This window comes from Nitratidesulfovibrio sp. SRB-5 (genome assembly GCF_019931275.1).
Taxonomy (GTDB): Bacteria; Desulfobacterota; Desulfovibrionia; order Desulfovibrionales; family Desulfovibrionaceae; genus Cupidesulfovibrio.
The window spans coordinates 43,789-62,581 of sequence record NZ_JAIOTY010000006.1; the positions used below are offsets into that span (position 1 = coordinate 43,789).

At 66.6% G+C, this 18,793-nt stretch carries 15 protein-coding genes; 1 reads left to right on the forward strand and 14 read right to left on the reverse strand.

From position 1 onward, the window contains the following. Positions 1–44 precede the first annotated feature (44 nt). From ftsZ to mraZ, 14 genes are all read right to left on the reverse strand, one after another. Entirely contained in the window at positions 45–1,334 is a 1,290-nt protein-coding gene (ftsZ, locus tag K6142_RS16175; RefSeq protein ID WP_190243713.1) for a cell division protein FtsZ, read from the reverse strand. Between the two features lie 43 nt (positions 1,335–1,377). Beyond that, positions 1,378–2,604 (reverse strand): cell division protein FtsA, encoded by a 1,227-nt coding sequence (ftsA, locus tag K6142_RS16180; RefSeq protein WP_190243712.1) that lies wholly within the window; start codon positions 2,602–2,604, stop codon positions 1,378–1,380. A gap of 69 nt (positions 2,605–2,673) precedes the next feature. Next, the gene (locus K6142_RS16185; protein WP_190243711.1) at positions 2,674–3,513 is read right to left on the reverse strand and encodes a cell division protein FtsQ/DivIB; all 840 of its coding nucleotides are present in this window, start codon (positions 3,511–3,513) and stop codon (positions 2,674–2,676) included. Further along, positions 3,504–4,424 carry a UDP-N-acetylmuramate dehydrogenase gene (gene murB, locus K6142_RS16190; RefSeq protein ID WP_190243710.1) on the reverse strand — a complete coding sequence of 307 codons (921 nt, stop codon included), beginning with the start codon at positions 4,422–4,424 and terminating at the stop codon, positions 3,504–3,506. The genes K6142_RS16185 and murB overlap by 10 nt, the downstream gene beginning before the upstream one ends. A gap of 1 nt (position 4,425) precedes the next feature. Next, positions 4,426–5,793, reverse strand: coding sequence for a UDP-N-acetylmuramate--L-alanine ligase (gene murC / locus K6142_RS16195; RefSeq protein ID WP_190243709.1), 1,368 nt, complete (start codon positions 5,791–5,793; stop codon positions 4,426–4,428). A gap of 317 nt (positions 5,794–6,110) precedes the next feature. Continuing rightward, on the reverse strand, positions 6,111–7,256 hold the full coding sequence (gene murG / locus K6142_RS16200; RefSeq protein ID WP_190243708.1) for an undecaprenyldiphospho-muramoylpentapeptide beta-N-acetylglucosaminyltransferase: 1,146 nt from the start codon (positions 7,254–7,256) through the stop codon (positions 6,111–6,113). A gap of 52 nt (positions 7,257–7,308) precedes the next feature. Beyond that, positions 7,309–8,493, reverse strand: coding sequence for a putative lipid II flippase FtsW (gene ftsW, locus K6142_RS16205; protein ID WP_190243707.1), 1,185 nt, complete (start codon positions 8,491–8,493; stop codon positions 7,309–7,311). Then, complete coding sequence (murD, locus tag K6142_RS16210) at positions 8,490–9,827, reverse strand: UDP-N-acetylmuramoyl-L-alanine--D-glutamate ligase (RefSeq protein WP_190243706.1); 1,338 nt, start codon at positions 9,825–9,827, stop codon at positions 8,490–8,492. Before murD ends, ftsW begins: the two co-directional genes overlap by 4 nt. A gap of 167 nt (positions 9,828–9,994) precedes the next feature. After that, a complete protein-coding gene (mraY, locus tag K6142_RS16215; protein ID WP_190243705.1) occupies positions 9,995–11,071 on the reverse strand; it encodes a phospho-N-acetylmuramoyl-pentapeptide-transferase in 1,077 nt (358 codons plus the stop codon). A gap of 189 nt (positions 11,072–11,260) precedes the next feature. Then, positions 11,261–12,745 carry a UDP-N-acetylmuramoyl-L-alanyl-D-glutamate--2,6-diaminopimelate ligase gene (locus K6142_RS16220; RefSeq protein WP_190243704.1) on the reverse strand — a complete coding sequence of 495 codons (1,485 nt, stop codon included), beginning with the start codon at positions 12,743–12,745 and terminating at the stop codon, positions 11,261–11,263. Between the two features lie 12 nt (positions 12,746–12,757). Further along, positions 12,758–14,872: a penicillin-binding transpeptidase domain-containing protein gene (locus K6142_RS16225; protein ID WP_223290213.1), complete on the reverse strand. Its 2,115-nt coding sequence runs from the start codon at positions 14,870–14,872 to the stop codon at positions 12,758–12,760. Between the two features lie 14 nt (positions 14,873–14,886). Next, positions 14,887–15,174 (reverse strand): hypothetical protein, encoded by a 288-nt coding sequence (locus K6142_RS16230; protein WP_012612108.1) that lies wholly within the window; start codon positions 15,172–15,174, stop codon positions 14,887–14,889. Beyond that, entirely contained in the window at positions 15,171–16,256 is a 1,086-nt protein-coding gene (gene rsmH, locus K6142_RS16235; RefSeq protein ID WP_190243703.1) for a 16S rRNA (cytosine(1402)-N(4))-methyltransferase RsmH, read from the reverse strand. Before rsmH ends, K6142_RS16230 begins: the two co-directional genes overlap by 4 nt. A 43-nt stretch (positions 16,257–16,299) precedes the next feature. Next, positions 16,300–16,749 (reverse strand): division/cell wall cluster transcriptional repressor MraZ, encoded by a 450-nt coding sequence (mraZ, locus tag K6142_RS16240; protein WP_167122195.1) that lies wholly within the window; start codon positions 16,747–16,749, stop codon positions 16,300–16,302. Positions 16,750–17,306: 557 nt separating this feature from the next. Between mraZ and pyk the strand changes: the two genes are divergently transcribed. After that, complete coding sequence (gene pyk, locus K6142_RS16245) at positions 17,307–18,719, forward strand: pyruvate kinase (RefSeq protein WP_190243702.1); 1,413 nt, start codon at positions 17,307–17,309, stop codon at positions 18,717–18,719. The last annotated feature ends 74 nt before the right edge of the window (positions 18,720–18,793 follow it).

Consider the following 18,793-nt stretch of genomic DNA (forward strand, 5'->3'; position numbering starts at 1 on the left):
CCTGCCGCATGGGCAGGAAGGAAGTGCGGCCTGTCTTCCGTCCGCTAGTCCGCCTGCTTGCGAATGAAGGACGGAATCTCGAACTCGTCCTCGTCGAAGATGAAGTCTTCTTCGCCGGGGGCGTGGGTGTTGATGCGGTTCACCGTGGCCTGCACCTGGCCCTGCTTGCGCAGGTAGGCGGGAATGTTGCGGTCGTCGTCGGAAAAACCGCCAAGGCCGCGCGGCTGCACGGACTGGGGAGCGGGCTTGGCCTGCTGCACCTGTTCGGCGCGCGGCTGCACGGCGGAACGGGGAGCGGGCTGGGCCTGGCCCATGGAGCCGCCCTTGCGGAACGGGGTGACGGTGCCGGACTTGCCCGGGCCTTCAACGCCCACCATGTCGGCGTCGATGCCGGTGGCGATGACGGTGATGCGCATTTCCTCGCCCGCCGTGTCGTCGAACACGGTGCCGAAGAAGATGCGCGCGTCTTCATGCGCGGCTTCCTGGATGATCCCGGCGGCTTCGCTGACTTCGTCGATGGTCAGGTCGGGCCCGCAGGTAATGTTCATGAGCACGCCGCGCGCGCCGTCGATGGACACGTCTTCCAGCAGCGGGCTGGTGATGGCCTTCATGGCGGCCTCGCGGGCGCGCGATTCGCCCCGGGCGATGCCCGCGCCCATCATGGCCAGACCCGATTCGCCCATCACCGCCTTCACGTCCGCGAAGTCGAGGTTGATGAGGCCGGGCACCATGATCAGGTCGGAAATGCCCTTCACCGCAAAGTACAGCACTTCGTCGGCCTTCTTCAGCATTTCCACGAAGGTGGCCTTCTTGGGGGCCAGGGACAGCAGGCGGTCGTTGGGAATGGTGATCAGGCTGTCCACATGCTCGCGGAATTCGGAGATGCCCACTTCCGCCGCTTCAAGGCGCTTCTTGCCTTCGAAGAAGAACGGCTTGGTGACCACGCCCACGGTCAGCGCGCCAAGTTCCTTGGCCGCCTGCGCGATGACGGGGGCCGCGCCTGTGCCGGTGCCGCCGCCCATGCCCGCAGTGACGAAAACCATGTCGGCCTCGCCGATGGCGTCCTTGATGGCGCTCATGCTTTCAAGGGCGGCATCGCGACCGATGCCGGGGTTGGCGCCCGCGCCAAGGCCCTTGGTCAGCTTGTCGCCGAGCTGGATCTTGAGTTCGGCGGAAGACCGGCTGAGGGCCTGGATATCGGTGTTTGCCGCGATGAAGGTAACGCCCTTCAGCGCGGAGGATATCATGTTCTGGACCGCGTTGCCGCCACCGCCGCCGACGCCGATGACTTTGATCTTCGCAGTACTTTCGGCATCGATCTCGTGAAATTCCATACGCCTCTCCTTGTCCGAATGACTATTCCGTTGGACCCACGGTTTACGAGATGTCGGAGAACCATTTGCGCATGCGCGACAGCACGCGGTTGAACACGTTTCCGTCGCGAATGCGGAACTTGAGTTCAAGGCCCTCCTTTTCGGCGCCGTAGCGCAAAAGCCCCACGGCGGTGGCGAACTTCGGGCTGTTCACCACGTCACGCAGCCCGCCCACATTCCGGGGGTAGCCGATGCGGGTAGGCATGTTGAAAATCTGCTCGCCAAGTTCCTGGCACCCGTCGATGAGGGCCGTGCCGCCAGTCAGCACCACGCCCGCTCCGATCGTGTTCTTGAAGCCGGAGCGGACGAGTTCCTGATCCACCAGCGACAGGATCTCCTCCATGCGGGGTTCGCAGATTTCGGCAAGCACCTGGCGCGACAGGCGGCGCGGATCGCGCCCGCCCACGCTCGGCACCTCGATGAGGTCGTCGTTGCGCACAAGGTCGGCCATGGCGCAGCCGTACTTGACCTTGATCTTTTCTGCCGAAACCATGGGGGTGCGCAACCCGAACGCGATGTCGTTGGTCAGGTTCTGTCCGCCCAGCGCAAGCACGCCCGTGTGCTTGATGGAATCGTTGGAGAACACGGCGATGTCGGTGGTACCGCCGCCAAGGTCGACGAGGGCGACGCCAATCTCCCTCTCTTCCTCGGTCAGCACGGCCTTGCTGGAGGCCAGCGCCTCGAGCACGATGTCCGACACGTCGAGCCCGCTCCTGTGGCAGGAACGCACGATGTTCTGGGCGGACGTCACGGCGCCCGTGACGATGTGCACCTTGACCTCCAGCCGCACGCCCGCCATGCCGAGCGGGTCGGCAATGCCGCGCTGGTCATCCACGATGTATTCCTGAGGAAGGATGTGGATGACTTCGCGGTCCAGCGGAATGGCCACGGCTTTCGCCGCGTCAAGCGCGCGTTCCACGTCTTTGGGGCCCACCTCGCCGCCCTTGACGGCGATGACGCCATGACTGTTGAAGCCCTTGATGTGGCTGCCCGCGATACCCGCATAGACCGAACGGATTTCGCAGCCGGCCATCAGCTCGGCTTCTTCGAGAGCTTTCTTGATGGACTGGACGGTCTGCTCGATGTTGACCACCACGCCCTTGCGCAGGCCGGTGGAGGGACTGGTGCCGATGCCGACGATATCGACCCCGTCGGGCGTGGCTTCACCCACGACCGCGCAGATTTTCGTGGTACCGATATCAAGGCCGACAATCAGATCCGACTTGGGCATCTGCTACTCCTGTTTACGCGATGCCGAACGGGTGCCAGGGGGCTGCCCGTGCGGTTTCGCACTGCCGGGTCAGCCGCCGAGGGCGGCGTCCTTCTGTACCCAGACGTTGACGCCCCCCGCCTTTACCTCACGCACCTGCTTCAGTTCTCCCCGACGGGCAAGGTCGTCGAGCACCTTACCCAGCCTGTCGAGGTTGCCGCGCCAGTCTTCCAGCGCGATGCTGAGCCGCAGGTCACTGTTTTCCAGATACAGTTCCACGCCCTTGCCGGGGCTGAGGCGCACCCACGAAACCAGGGCGATGTCCACGGGCAGCCTGGCCCGCTTCAGATCGCCGGTTATCTCGGGCAGCCGCTCCAGCGCGTCCTCCGCCCCTGCTTCTACTTCCAGCGTGGGCAGCGAGGTGAACCGGCCCGCCCCCACAGGGGCGATGATGTTGCCGTGTTCGTCAGCGTAGAGCAGCTCCGCGCCGCGCTGTACCCAGAACTTCGGTTCCCGTTCAGCGACTTTTATCGCAAATCCGTCAGGAAGCAACCTTTTTACGGATACTTCCGTAATCCACGGATTGCGCAGCAGCCCGGACTCCATGTCCGCGATGTTCACCGCAAGACTGTTCGTGCCGGGGGCAATGCCCGCCAACCCCAGGATTTCCTCCTGTCTTAACCTCAAATTGCCGGAGACTTCAATAGTTTTGACTGCAAAATATTCAGATCTCGTCGTGTACCTGTAGATGTACAACAAGCCTACGCTTATACCGACAAGCAGCACGACAGAAAGAACCATGGTGAATATCCACTTGACGAAATGCAGCAGCCCGCGACCGGAACTAGTCGTGACCTTCTGAGGCTTCACGCTTTTCCTGCTGTACGCGTTCTTCACGCCTTTCTTTCCGCGTGACAACGCTATCGCCATGACCAGACCTTCACTTCAAGCTCAAGGTCAACTCCAAAACGTTCACTCACGGCAACTTTTGCATACTGTAATAAACTGAAAGCATCTTTTGCAACGCCATGGCCTTCATTGACCATGAAGTTCGCATGCATCGTGGAAAATGCCATATCCCCTATGCGGTACCCCTTAAGCCCTGCCGCGTCCAGCAACTTGCCAGCAGGGTTCAGTGGCGACGGATTGCGGAACACGCAACCCGCACTGTGGGACAGTACCGGTTGCGTCGCCTTCTTCTTCAGGTAGTTGCCGCGCATGGCGGCATGCACCACGGCGCTGTCGCACCGCGACAGCGCGAAGATGGCGGCGGTGACCAGATACCAGCCGCCCAGCGGCGCGCCAGCCTCGTCCAGCACCTCGAAATGCCGGTAACCGTACCGGAACCTGTCGCGGCCAAGCGTCACATGACCCAGCGCGGGCGAGAACACGGAAACGGCATGCAGCGCAGCGCCGCACTCGCATCCGTAGGATCCGGCGTTCATGGCCACCGCGCCGCCCACGGCGCCGGGTATGCCCGCCAGCCCCTCCATGCCGCACAGCCCCCACGCGGACAGGCGCGACACAAGGCGCGGCAGCCGTTGCGCCGCACCCACGCGCACCAGCACGCGACCGTCTTCCGTTTCACCGGTCACTTCCGGAGCGGTATCGAAGGGGCCGCCGCTGTCCAGCGCCACCACCACCACGGGCAGTTCGCCGTCATCGGCAAGGATGTTGCTGCCGCAGCCCAGCATGCGCGGCTCTCCGCCAAGGCGGGCCAGCGCACCGGGCAGCTCGTCCAGATCCCGCGGCCCTGCCGCGCGCACCTCCGCCAACGCCCTGCCGCCAAGGCGGAGCGTGGTGCGGTGCGCAAGCACGGGGCCGTCGAGAACCTTGAGCATGCTATTCCCTTTCCAGGTAGCGGGGGCCGATGGTGGTCACGTTGCCGGCGCCCAGCGTCAGCAGCAGATCGCCGGGTTGCAGCACTTCCGGCAGCGCCGCCAGCACGGAATCGAAATCCTGGTGGTAGGTCACGTCGGTTTTGGAAACTTGGCGGATGCCCTGGGCAAGGCTTTGCCCGCTCACGCCGGGGATGGGCTTTTCCGACGCGGGGTAGATTTCCGTCAGCAGCAGCTTGTCCACCCCGTCGAACACCTTGCAGAATTCCCCGAACAGGGCCTGGGTGCGGCTGAACCGGTGCGGCTGGAACACCACCACCAGCCGCCGGTGCGGAAAGCACTGGCGCGCCGTGGCAAGCGTTGCCGCGATTTCCGCCGGGTGGTGGCCGTAGTCGTCCACCACCAGCACGCCGTCGCGTTCGCCCTTGCGTTCGAAGCGCCGCCCCACCCCGCCGAACTTGGCAAGGCCCGCCACGATCTTCTCGGGCGCGATGTCGCATTCCAGAGCCACGCCGATGGCGGCCAGGGCGTTCAGGATGTTGTGGCGGCCCGGCTGGACCAGGCGCACCTGGCCTATGTCGTCGCCGTTGACGATGACGTTGAACAGGCTGGTATCCGCGCAGGCCAGCACTTCTGCCCGGATGGCGTTGCCCTCGCCGAAGCCGTAGGTGACCACCGGGCGCTTCACGCGGGGCAGCAGACGGCGCACGCCGGGGTCGTCGCCGCAGACCACGTTCATGCCGTAGAACGGCACCTTGTTCATGAAATCCACGAAGGCGTCGTCGATGGCCTGCTGCGAGGGGTAGTGGTCCATGTGGTCCATGTCCACGTTGGTGACCACGGTGACGATGGGGAACAGGCACAGGAACGAGCCGTCCGATTCGTCCGCCTCGGCGATCAGGTAGGCGCCGTCACCCAGGCGCGCGTTGGCGCCGTAAGCGTTCAGCCGCCCGCCGATGATTACCGTGGGGTCGGTGCCCGCCTCGTCGAAGATGGCCGCAGCCAGCGAGGTGGTGGTGGTCTTGCCGTGCGTGCCCGCGATGGCGATGCCCGTGCGCAGGCGCATCAGCTCCGCCAGCATCTCGGCGCGCGGAATGATGGGGATGCCCCGCTTGCGCGCCGCCGCCACCTCGGGGTTCTCGTCGCCGATGGCCGTGGACTTCACCAGCACCTGCGCGTCGGTCAGATTGCCCTCGCCGTGGCCGATGTAGATCTCGGCGCCCAGCTTGCGCAGGCGGCGCACCACCGTGCCGTCGGACATGTCCGAACCGCACACCTCGTAGCCCAGGTTCAGCAGCACCTCGGCAATGCCGCTCATGCCCGAGCCGCCGATGCCGACCATGTGTATTTTTTTTATCTTATTGTTATTCATAGCTTTTACTTCGCATTTCTCTGTATTGCTGTCGCTGGTGGAGGCAGGTTCTGTTTTTTTACGCCTCCGTCGGGCAAGGACGGCAGCCGTTAGACGAGCCTTCGAGTCTTACGGATGGCGATCGCAACGCGGCTTCGCCCCCTGCACCCCCATTTCAGTGGGGCTGTCTTACGTTGTTCTCTGCTGCATCACTGATGCGTGGTGCGCACCAAACAAAATACTTTTTCATAACGGGGGTGCAGGGGGCGAAGCCCCTTGCCCGCCGGAGGCAAACAAAAAATCTCAGCTCCCGCCGGAATCACACAAATAAATCCAACTTACTTCCCGCGCCCCGCGAGAATCGCTTCCATGCCGTCCACCACGGCGGCGGCGGCCTGCGGCCTGCCCATGGCGCGGGCGGCGCGGCCCATGTCGGCCAGGCGCTCGCGGTCGGCCAGCAGTTCCACCAGCACGCGGTCCAATGACACGGGCGCCACGGCGGGCCTGCCGTCAGCACCGGGGGCAACGTCCTTCTGCTCCACCACCAGCGCGGCCCCGGCGTCGGCAACGTGCCGGGCGTTGTGCAACTGGTGGTTGTGGGTGGCGAAGGGAAACGGCACCAGCACCGAAGGCTTGCCCGCCACGGCCAGCTCGGCCACGGAGGTGGCCCCGGCACGGCACAGCACAAGGTCTGCCCAGGTGTAGGCGCTGGCCACGTCGTCGATGAACGCCTCGACGCGGGCCTCGGAAATTCCGGCCTGCTTGTAGCCCGCGCGCACCCGCTCCCAGTCGGCCACGCCGGTCTGGTGCCACAGTTCCACCCCGGCATCGCGCAGGGCGGGCAGCGCGGCCACCACGGCCTCGTTGATGGCCCGTGCGCCAAGGCTGCCGCCCATAACCAACAGGCGACGCGAATGGGCGGAACGCGAAACGCCGCCCTTCTCCGCCGCGTCGGCGGCGCCAGCGGCGCCCGCCGCGACGATGGCCGCGCGCACCGGGTTGCCGGTGGGCACACAACGCCGCGCGGGGAACACCCCTGTGGTATCCGGCAGGGACAGGAACACCCGCTGCACCACGTGGCCCAGCAGGCGGTTGGTCAGCCCGGGAATGGCATTCTGCTCGTGGATGGCGGCGGGCCTGCCGCACAGCCGGGCGGCCAGCACGCCAGCAAAGGCGGCATAACCGCCGAAGCCCACGGCGATGTCCGGGTCGAACCGGCGCACCACGGAAACAGCGCGCCACACGCCAAGGCCCATGGCCCCGGCGGCGGCCAGCGCGCGCAGGCCGCGTCCCATCACCCCGCGCACCGGCAGGCCCACGTACTCAAGCCCGGCGCGGGCCGCAAGGTCGGCTTCCGGCCCGTACTGTCCGCCCAGGAACAGGATGCGGGCCTTGGGATAGCGGCGGGTGATCTCCTCTGCCACGGCCAACGCCGGGAAGATGTGCCCCCCGGTTCCGCCAGTGGTGAGGATGACGCGGCGCATGGTGTTTCCTCCGGTATCTTGAACGGTGGCGAAAACGTGCGAAGGCACGCCGTCAGCGTGCCGTCCGCGAATAGTTCAGCAACAGCCCCACGCAGGTCAGGGTGGTCAGCAGGCTGCTGCCCCCGTAGCTCAGGAAGGGCATGGGCACGCCCTTGGGAGGCGCCACGCCCATGACCACCGCCATGTTCAGCACGGCGCCCAGCAGCAGCACCAGGGTCACCCCGAAGGCGGTGAACCGGTCGCGCAGGTCTTCCTGCCGGGCGGCGATGCGAAAGCTGCGCCAGAACAGCATGCCCATCAGCACGAAGACCAGCGACATGCCGATGAAGCCCAGTTCCTCGCCCAGCACGGCGATGATGAAGTCGTTGTGCGCTTCCGGCAGGTAGAACAGCTTCTGGCGGCTGGCGCCTATGCCCACGCCGGTGATGCCGCCCGACCCCAGCGCGAACAGCGACTGCACCAGCTGGTAGCCGGAATCCTGCGCATCGGCGAAGGGATCGAGAAAGGCGGTGAACCGGCGGAAACGGTACGGCGAATGCACCACCAGCATGACGGCCCCGGCCACCGCCGCAGCGCCGGACACGGCCAGGTAGAAGAACCGCGTGCCGCCCACCAGGCACATGAAGAACAGGATCATGGCCAGCACCGCCGCCCCGCCGAAGTCGGGCTGGCGCAGCAGCAGCGCGCAGAACACGCCCGTCACCGCGAAGGGCGGTATGACCCCCCGGCTGAAGGTCTTGATGATGTCCTGCTTGGTGCTCATGAAGTAGGCCAGGTACAGGGCCAGGGCGATCTTGGTGAACTCCATGGGCTGCACGGCCACCGGCCCCACCTGGATCCACCGGCGCGCGCCGTTGACCTTGTTGCCCAGCGGGGTCAGCACCAGGATGAGCATGATCAGCACCCCGAACAGAATGGGGTATTGCAGGCGGTACAGCAGGTTGCGCGGCATCAGCGCCGCGGTGAACATGGCCACGCCGCCCACGCAGGCAAAGATCAGCTGGCGCTTGAAAAAGTAGTACTTGTCCGCGTTGAAGCGCTCGGCCACGATGCCGCTGGCGGACAGCACCATCAGCAGGCCGATGCCCAGCAGGGTCAGCGCGATGGCGAACAGCCACCAGTCCACGCCGTTCTGCGGGCCGTGGTCGCCGTGGGCAATGCCGCCGAAGCTGCCGCCGTGCCGCAGGTCCGCCAGTGCGGCGGAAGGATGGGCATCCGCTTGCGCGCCGAACCTCATGGCAGGGCCTCCACCGCGCGGCGGAAGGCGTGGCCGCGCTCCTTGTAGTTGGCGAAAAGGTCGAAACTGGAGGTGGCCGGGGCCATCACCACGGCGTCACCCGGCCTTGCCAGCGCGGCGGCCTCGGCTACGGCGGGTTCCAGCGCGGGATGCCAGGACATGGGAAAATCGCCCTGCCCCATCCAGGCCCCCTCGAAATGTTCGCGGCTGGCGCCAAACCCCACCACGGCCCGCACCCGCCCGCACAGCAGCGGCAGCAGGGACGCAAGGTCGCCCCCCTTGAACTTGCCGCCCACCATCAGCACCACGGGCCGGTCAAAGGCTTGCAGGGCCACGCGCAGGGCTTCCACCGTGGTGCACTTGGAATCATTCACCCACAGCACGCCGTTGCGTTCGGCCACTGCCTCCAGCCGGTGCTCCATGGGGGCGAAGTCCGCCACGGCCTTTTCCGCCGCCTCCGGCGTCACGCCGAACTCGCGGCAGGCCTGCCACGCGGCCTCGATGTTGGCCTGGTTGTGCCCGCCCAGCAGGCTGGTGCGCGGAAAGCGCCGGGCCGCCGCGTCGAAGAACAGCGTGCGGGGCTTCAGGTCACGCGCGGCAACAAGGTCGCGCACTCCCTGGCCGAAGATGGCCAGGTCACCTTCCTCCATGCAGCGGAACAGCCGGAACTTGGCGTCGATGTATTCCGCCATGTCGGCGTGGTAATCGAGGTGGTTCTCGCTGATGTTCAGCAGCATGGCCACGCGCGGGCGAAAGGTGGTGCAGGCCTGCAACTGGAAGCTGGAAATCTCGATGACCAGCACGTCGGCCCTGCCCTGCCCGTCCGCCCCACCATGCGCTACGGACAACACGTACTCGCTGAGGGGGGTGCCGATGTTGCCGCCGAGGAACACGGAAAGCCCCTGCGCGCGCAGCATGGCGGCGCACAGCGAAACCGTGGTGGTCTTGCCGCTGGTTCCGGTGACGGCCAGTACCGGCTCGCCGTCCAGTTGCCGCCAGGCAAGCTCCATTTCGGCCATGATTTCCGGAGCGTCCGGCCCCTGCGGCAACAGCGGGCGCAGCTTCGCCACGGCCATGCCGGGGCTGGGCACCACGGCCCGGGCGCCTTCGAACTGTGTCGGCACATGGTCGCCGGTGGCGATTTCCACCCCGGCTTCGGCGGCCCAGCGCACGAAGTCGGCGGGCACCCCGTCGGCGTTGCGTTCCAGCAGGCGCACGCGCGCCCCCATGCGGTGCAGCAGCCGCGCGGCAGCCATGCCGGAGCGGCCCGCGCCCACGACCACCACAAGGTCGCCCTTGCCGATGGTTTGCGCCGTGTGCTTGTCGCAGGTCATTGCCGTATCCTTCCGTCCTCAGGGCGCTGCTTCCGAAGCAGGATTTTCGTTCGCTGGCAAGGAAAACAAGCCCGCCATGAGGGAGTATACTCTTATGGTATTCGACCGTAATGGCTGGCGCAGTTTGACGCCGCCAGCGGACGAAAAGACAATTCGGAGCCAGCGTCCTAGCGCAACTTCAGGACAGACAGCGCCATCAGGCCAAGCAGCGCCGACATGATCCAGAACCTGATGATGATCTTCGACTCGGGAATGCCCTGCAATTCGAAGTGGTGATGCAGCGGGGCCATGCGAAAGATGCGCTTGCCCCCCGTGAACTTGAAGTAGCCCACCTGCAGGATCACCGACAGGGTTTCCACCACGAACAGCCCGCCCACGACGAGCAGCAACAGTTCCTGCTTGCACAGCACGGCCAGGAAGCCCAGCGCGCCACCAAGGGCCAGCGAGCCCACGTCGCCCATGAACACCTGGGCCGGGTAGGCGTTGAACCACAGAAAGCCCAGGCTTGCGCCCACCAGCGCCCCGCAGAACACGGTGACCTCGCCCACGCCGGGCACGTTGGGCACTTGCAGGTAGTTGGCCATCTGCACGTTGCCCGCCACGTAGATGAACACGGCAAAGACCATGCCCGCGATGATGGTGGGGCCGATGGCCAGGCCGTCCAGCCCGTCGGTAAGGTTCACCCCGTTGGAAGAACCCACCATCACCGTCACGGCGAAGGGGATGTACAGCCAGCCGAGATCGGGCGCGAGGCCCTTGAAGAACGGAAAGGCCAGCCGGGTGGAGTACACCGGCTCGCTGACCACCATGTACATGGCCACGGCCGCCACAATCACCTGCCCAAGAAACTTGGCGCGGGCGGACAGCCCCTTGTTGTTGCGGCGGCGGATCTTGATGTAGTCGTCCAGAAAGCCCACCAGGCCGAAGCCCAGAAAGATGAGCATGGTCAGCCAGACGTACTTGTTGGTCAGGTCTGCCCACAGCAGCACGCTGCACGTCAGGCAGAAGGCGATGAGCAGGCCGCCCATGGTGGGGGTGCCCGCCTTCTGCATGTGGCAGGTGACGTCCTCGTGGATGTGCTGGCCGCACTTGATGCGTTGCAGCCACGCGATGAAGCGCGGCCCCATGAGGATGGACAGCAGCAGCGCCGTCAGCAACGCCCACACCGACCGGAAGGTGATGTAGCGGAAGACGTTGAGGACCGTGAATTCGGAACTGAGGGGATACAGCAGGTTATACAGCATGGCGCCCCCCGGTGGCGGACCCGTTCAGGTGCCCTTCCGGCTGTACGGCCTTGCGCGCGCCCGACGAAACGTGGCAGCGCGCGCCCAGGCAGGCGCGACGGCAGAGCCCGGTGCGGGCGGAAAGGCCGGATACGCCTGCCACATGGGACACGGCGCGGCCCCGCGCTGCTTGGCGCGTGGCTGTGAACATCAGTTGCACCCCAGTATCTCCCGAATGACCTGTTGGTCGCTGTACGGCACCTTGCGGTCGCCGATCTGCTGGTAACTTTCGTGCCCCTTGCCCGCCACCAGCAACACGTCGCCGGGTTGCAGCAGCGCAAGGGCCTTGCCGATGGCCCTGGCCCTGTCGGCGTCGCTGACCACCTCGCGCGCCCCGGCAAGGCCGGGCAGCACGTCGGCCATGATGGCCTCCGGGTCCTCGTGGCGGGGGTTGTCGGACGTGAGCACGGCCACGTCGGCATGGCGCGCCACCGCCTGCCCCATCAGCGGGCGCTTGGTGCGGTCGCGGTTGCCGCCGCAGCCGAACACTGTGACGATGCGCGAAAAGCCCACCGCGCGCAGCGCGCGCAGCACGTTTTCCAGCGCGTCGGGGGTATGGGCGTAATCGACGAAAATGTCCAGCCCCCGCGGGTTCACGATGCGCTCCAGCCGCCCCGGCACGCCGGTGAAGTCGGCCAGGCTGGCGAAATCCTGCGGCGCAAGGCCCATACCCAAGCATACCGCCTGCACGGCCAGCAGGTTGGAGGCGTTGTGCGCGCCCACGAGGTGCGAGGAAAGCTCCCACTGCCGCCCTTCACAAGTCATGCGCAGCGTGAGGCCCGAGGTGGCGTTGCGCACCATCTCGCCGTGCAGGAACCGACGGCCCGAAACGGCATTGCCCGCATCCAGCCCGAAGCCGATGGCGTGCTCCACCTCGCCCAGCAGGCGGCGGCCCCAGGCGTCGTCGGCATTGACGGCGCAGGCCTTGTCCGCGTCGGGCAGTTCGGTGAACAGGCGGGCCTTGGCGGCATAGTAGTGTTCCATGTCGCCGTGGTAGTCCAGGTGGTCCTGCGTCAGGTTGGTCAGGATGGCCCCGGCAAAGCGGATGCCCGCCACCCGGCGCTGGTCCAGCGCGTGCGACGAGACCTCCATCAGCGCCACGTCCACCCCGGCGTCGCGCATGCGGCCCAGCATGGCGTGGGTTTCGATGCAGTCGGGCGTGGTCAGCGGCGCGTCCATGGCAAAGCCCGGCCAGCGGTAGCTGACGGTGCCCAGCACCCCGGCCCGGCGGCCAAGGGCGGAAAACACGTGCTCCAGCAGGTAAGTGATGGTGGTCTTTCCGTTGGTGCCGGTAACGGCCACCACCGGAAAGGGCAGCGCATCCGTGCCGTAGCGGGCCTGGCCCAGCAGGCCGATGGCCGCGCGCGGGTCGTCGTGGGCGGCCACCACCGCGCCCTCGGGCGCGCCGACAAGGGCTGCTTCCGCCCTGTCGGGCAGGCAGACCACCGCCCCGGCCCCGGCGGCCCATGCCTTCGCAATGAAGTCCGCACCGTCCACGCCCGCGCCGCCGTTGGCGGCAACGCCGGGCACGGCCACGAACACGTCGTCCCGGCCCACCTTGCGCGAGTCGGTGCGGATTTCCGGCGTGTTTTCACGAACACGGGCCAGAAGGCCATCAAAAGATATACGGGTCATCTGCCGATGCTCCTAGGAATTCTCGGAAAGCCACAGGACGCACTGCCCCGTGGGCTGGCCCTTGGGCCATTCGGTGCCCGGTTCCGGGGTCTGGCGGATCACGGTCTGCCCCGCGCCCTTGAGCACGGGCACCATGCCTTGCCGGGCAAACACCTCCACGGCGCGGCGCACCGACTTGCCCACCACGTTGGGCACCCCGTCGGGGGCCTCGCGCACGGCCTCGGCCACCTCGCGGCGCACTTCCACCGGCCCGGTCTTGCCTAGGGGCGTGGCGTAGGCCGGGGCCTCCGGGTCGGGCGCATCGGGCAGCAGGCCGTGGTAGGCCATGGTGCGCATGGCCACGTGCTTGAACACGGGCGCAGCGACCACGCCGCCGTACGAATTTTTCTGGGGTTCGTCCACCATGACCAAAATCAGGTACTTGGGCTTGTCGATGGGCGCAAAACCCACGAAGGAAGCCAGCCGTTCGTGACCGTAACGTCCCGTTTCGTCAGCCTTTTGCGCGGTGCCGGTCTTGCCGCCCACCATGATGCCGGGGATACGCGCGCGGGTGCCGGTGCCGTCTTCCTCCACCACTTCGCGCAGCATGGAGATGACCTGCTTCACCGTCTTGTCGTTGTACACCTTCTGGCTGGCCGAGTTGGCCGGGGCTTCGTCGTCCACCACCAGACGCAGCGGCTTGCGTTCGCCGCCGTTGGCCAGCGTCAGGTAGGCCTGGGCCATCTGTACGCCGGTGGCGGCAATGGCCTGGCCGAACGAGGTGGTGATCAGGTCCGGCTCGGACCAGTGGCGCGGATCGCGCAGGATGCCCTTGCTCTCGGTGATGGGCAGGCCGGTGCGGTCGCCAAAGCCCAGCTGGTTCAGGTATTCCCAATACCGCTTGGACCCGAGTTCCAGGCCTATCTTGGCCATGCCGATGTTGCTGGAGTAACGCAACACCTTGTTCACCGGCAGCACGTCATAGCTGTGGGTGTCGCGGATGGTGATGTAGCGGGTCTTCCAGCGGCCCTTTTCGCAGTTGAACGTGGTGTCGCCCTTGACCACGCCCTCTTGCAGGGCGGCGGCCACCAGAAACGGCTTGAGCGTGGAGCCGGGTTCCAGCGCGTCGGCGGCCAGACGGTTGCGCCAACGGTCGGCCTTGTAGTCGCGGTAGGCGTTGGGGTTGAAGAACGGGTACTGCGCCCAGGCCAGGATGTCGCCCGAATCCACGTCCACCACAAGGCAACCGCCCCACGAGGCGTCGAACTGGTCCACCGAGCGGGCCAGGGCTTCTTCGGCAAAGAACTGCACCTGGGTGTCGAGGGTCAGGTGCACGTCGCGGCCACGCAGGGCCGCGCGGCCCGCGCCGCCGTCCATGTCCAGGCGGCGCCCGGCGGCGTCGCGCTGCACCACGTTGCGGGCGGAATCGCCGCTCAGCACCTCGTCGAAGGTCAGTTCCAGCCCCTCAAGGCCCTTGCTCTCCATGCCCACGAAGCCGAGCAGCTGTCCGGCCATCTGCTTGAAAGGATAGATGCGCTCGTACTCGCTGCTCAGGTACACGCCGGGCAGCCCGGCCTTGCGCACGTTTTCGGCGGCCAGGTCGTCCACCTTGCGGGCCACCCACGCAAAGCCGCGCTTGGAGGCAACGGCCTCGCGCACCTGCTTGACCGGGGCTTCCAGCGCCGCGGACAGGGCGTTGACGGTGGCGTCAAGGTCGCGCACCTCGCCGGGACGGACGTAGACGGAGCGCACCTCCACGCTGCGAGCCAGTATCTGCCCGTTGCGGTCGAGAATGGCGCCGCGCCTGCCGGACACGGTCTCCGCCGCCATGTGCTGGCGACGGGCAAGGGCTGCCAGCCGATCACCGTCGTAGACCTGCACGTACCAGGCGCGCGACCACAGCAGCAGCCACAGCAGCGCGAACACGCAGCCCACGCCGTACAGGCGCACCTTGCTCCAGTCCGCCCCGCCGAAGCGGGCAAAGGGATTGAAGCGCATGCCGCCGCCGAACGATGCTCCGGGGGCCTTCTTGTTGCGCAGGGCGCGCGCGGCACGAGGGGCGCGCGCGTCGAAAGAGGGACGCGCATCGCGCGCAGTGCGCGGCGCGGGCCTGCCGAGTATGCGTGACTTCCTGTCGGCTCGCAGCATGACGTTCCGGGGCGCTAGCGCCCCGCCTCCTCGATGCGGCGGATCTGCCCGGGGCGTGCCCCCCGCATGCCCATGGCCTCCGCCTTCCTTCCCAGTTCATACGGCGACATCAGCCGGTCCCGCTCCACTTCCAGCTTGGCGGTCAGGGAAGCCCTGCCGTCCAGTTCACCCTGCAACTTGCGCAGGTTGTAGGCCATGTCCATGCGTTCGATGTTCAGCCACACCAGCGACAACCCCAGCACCAGGCTGGTCAGCACCGACAGGATCATGGCCAGCACCCAGCTTCCCACGCCCTGGCTCATGCTGCGCCCCCTTCCGGCTCGTCGCGGCCTTCCGGGGCGTACTTGTTGCGCCGCCGGGGCCGCGGGGCCTGCCCTTCCGCCAGCCGCTGGGCCGCGCGCAGCTTGGCGCTGGACGCGCGGGAGTTGCGGGCCAGTTCCGCATCGGTGGCGGTTACGGGCTTTCTGGTCAGCACGTCCACGCGGGCCTTGTGGCCGCATTCGCAGCGGGACACGCTGCGCGGGCACACGCAGCCCTGCGATTCGTCACGCAGGCGATGCTTGACGATGCGGTCTTCCAGCGAATGGAAGGTGATCACCGCCAGCCGCCCGCCGGGGTTCAGCCGGTCCAGGATGCGGTCGAGAAAGCGTTCCAGCTGGCCCAGTTCGTCGTTGACGGCCATGCGCAGGGCCTGAAAGGTGCGGGTGGCCGGGTGGTTGCGCGAGGTGGCGCGCCACTTGGCCGGGTAGGCCCGGTCCACGATGGCCGCAAGCTGGGCCGTGGTCTCGATGGGGCCCGCGGCGCGGGCATCCACGATGGCGCGGGCGATGCGCCCGGCCATGGGGTCTTCGCCGTAGCGCAGGATGATGTCCTTCAGGACGTCCGCGGTGGCCCGGTTCACCAGCCTGGAGGCCGGGTCCTCGTCACCGTCCCGGTCCATGCGCATGTCCAGCGGGCCGTCGGCGTGAAAGCTGAAGCCGCGGTCGGCCATGTCGATCTGCATGGACGACACGCCGATGTCGATGAGCGCGCCGTCCACCTTGTCCCAGCCCAGCTGGTCCAGCGCCGCCTCGAAGTCCGCGTAGCGGGTGTGAAAGAAATGCACGCGCCCGCCCCACGGGGCCAGACGCTGGCGGGCCAGCCCCAGCGCCGTGGTGTCGCGGTCGAGGCAGCACAGTTCGCCATCCGGGCCGATGCGCTCCATGATGGCGGCGGAATGGCCGCCAAGCCCCACGGTGCCGTCCAGATACCTGCCGCCGGGGCGGGGGGCCAGCGCCTCCAGCACCTCGTCCAGCAGCACGGGCACATGCAGCGTGGCGGCGCGGGCCCCTTCCGTGGAAACGGGGGCGGCCTGCGGTGTGGTGGAGTCGGGTGCGCCGGTCATTGCGGTGTCCTGTAGAAGTTCGAAAACCCGTGCCCTGCCGGGCCTAGAGGGAAAGTTCTATGCCGCTGTCGGCCAGTTCCGCGGCCACGTCGTCGAAGTCCTGCGCCACGATGCCGTCGAAGCGGCCCTGATCCCAGATTTCGAAGCGGCTGCCCTGGCCCAACAGCACCACGTCCTTGGTGATGCCCGCGTAGTCCATGTGCGACCGCGAAATGCGCACCCGGCCCTGCCCGTCCAGTTCCATGAGTTCGGCGCTGCCGATGACCAGGCGGCGGAAGTCGCGCATCTTGCGCGAAGGGTTCTTGAGGGTGGAGAACTTGCGCTCGAAGTCTTCCCAGTCGGGCAGGGGGTAGCCCATGACGCAGTCGTCGAAGCTGGTCAGCACCAGCTTGCCGCCATCGGCACGCGACACGAGAATGTCGCGGAAATCCGGCGGCAGCATCAGTCGCCCCTTGGGGTCGAGACTGCGGTGGGAACGGCCTCTGAACAACATGAGAACACCACTTGCCTGTCATTTCGTGCTGTTGCGCAACACACCAACACTGCAACCCTGCTTCCGCCGTTTTCCCCGCGTGTTGCGCGAGGCATTCTGATCGGAGGGGAAGGGGCTTTTTCGGGAGACTCTACCACCTTTTACCACAATTTCCCACTTTCTCTATGATATGTTTGGCACTGTCAAGCCGTGGTCACAGGCAGAGTCTAGAAAATTTCTAACGGCTGTTTCCCCGCGCGATACTGTCGTGATATGCAAAGCAATTTCAGCTTGATACACAACAGGACCACAACACTCCGAAGACCGTTACCCCACCCTTGCGCATGGGCCGCGCGTGCGCTGCCGCACGGCATTTCAGGTCACCCGGTGGTCCGCGCCTTTCCACGTGCGGCGCATTGCCCGGACCTGCCCTGATATTTTTACGAAACGCATGGGGACACGAAGGGCGTCGGCACGATATACGGGGGTATCCGTCACACGCCCCCGCAAGGCGGACGGAACCCTCCGCAACGCACAAACGGCTTGACAAGATACAACTTATTGCACAGGGGTGGATCATGAGAACGAAGATAATCGCCACCATTGGTCCGGCATCGCGCTCGCGCGAGGTGCTTTCGCGCCTCATCGCCGCTGGAGTGCGCATCTTTCGGCTCAACTTTTCCCACGGCAGTGCGTCCATGTTCGTGGACCTGGTGCGCCTGCTGCGCGAGCTGGAAGCCGAATGCGGCAGCCCGGTGACCATCCTGCAGGACCTTTCCGGCCCCAAGATCCGCATCGGCGAAATTCCGGACGGCGCCATCTCGGTGGGCAAGGGCGACCGCGTGCTGCTGGGCCCCAAGGCCCCTGCCGGTGCCGTGCTGCCGTTCATCCCCTTCACCAATCAGGCCGTGCTGAACGGGCTGGAAGCCGGTGACCGGCTGGTGCTGTCCGACGGCGGGTTGCAGTTCCGCGTGCTGGGCACCGCGCCCGCGGGGTGCTTTGAACTGGAAGCCGACAACAGCGGCATCATCACTTCGCGCAAGGGCCTGGCCCTGCCCGGCAAGTCGGTGCGGCTGCCCGCCCTGACCGAAAAGGACCGCAAGGACCTGGCCGACGGCCTGGAACTGGGCGTGGACGCCGTGGCCCTGTCCTTCGTGCAGACGCCGGAAGACATCCGCGACGCCAAGGAAATCATCGCGGCCAGCGGCCGCAAGCACATTCCCGTCATCGCCAAGCTGGAGCGCCAGAACGCCGTGGACCGGCTGGACGACATCCTGGCCGAGGCCGACGTGATCATGGTGGCCCGCGGCGACCTGGGCGTGGAATGCCCCCTGCCCGCCCTGCCCGCCATGCAGAAGCGCATCATCCGCGCCTGCAACCGCGCGGCCAAGCCGGTCATCGTGGCCACCCAGATGCTGCTGTCCATGGTCAACAGCCCCTCCCCCACCCGCGCGGAAACCACCGACGTGGCCAACGCCGTGCTGGACGGGGCCGACTGCGTGATGCTTTCGGAAGAAACGGCCATGGGCAACTTCCCCGTGGAGACCGTGGAATTCATGAAGGAAATAGCCGCCAAGGCTGAAGAACTGCACTTCGAGACACAGCGCCTTGCCGAACCGGCGGACGAAAAGGGCACGGCGGAATTCCTGGCCTACGCGGCCTGCCTGCTGGCTGAAAAGACCGGCGCCAGGGGTATCGTCTCGCACAGCATGACCGGCGCATCGGCCCGGCTCATCTCGTCGCGCCGCCCGCGCCAGATGGTCTGGGCGCTGACGCCAGACCCCGCCGCCCTGCGCGCCCTGAACTTCTCGTGGGGCATCGTGCCGCAGGACATCCCGCTGGACATCCCCGGCCACGTGGCACGGGCCGAGCGCTTCGTGGATACCGCGCCCGACTTCGAAAAGGGCGACAACGTCGTCATCACCGCCGGGCAGCCCAAGGCGGGCCGCAAACCGCGCGGCACCAACATGGTGAAGATATACAGAAAGTAACGACAGGCGGCGTCCGGCCCCAGCCCGGGAACCGCCGGAACGGACCGGACGCCACGGCATCAGCCGCGCATGGC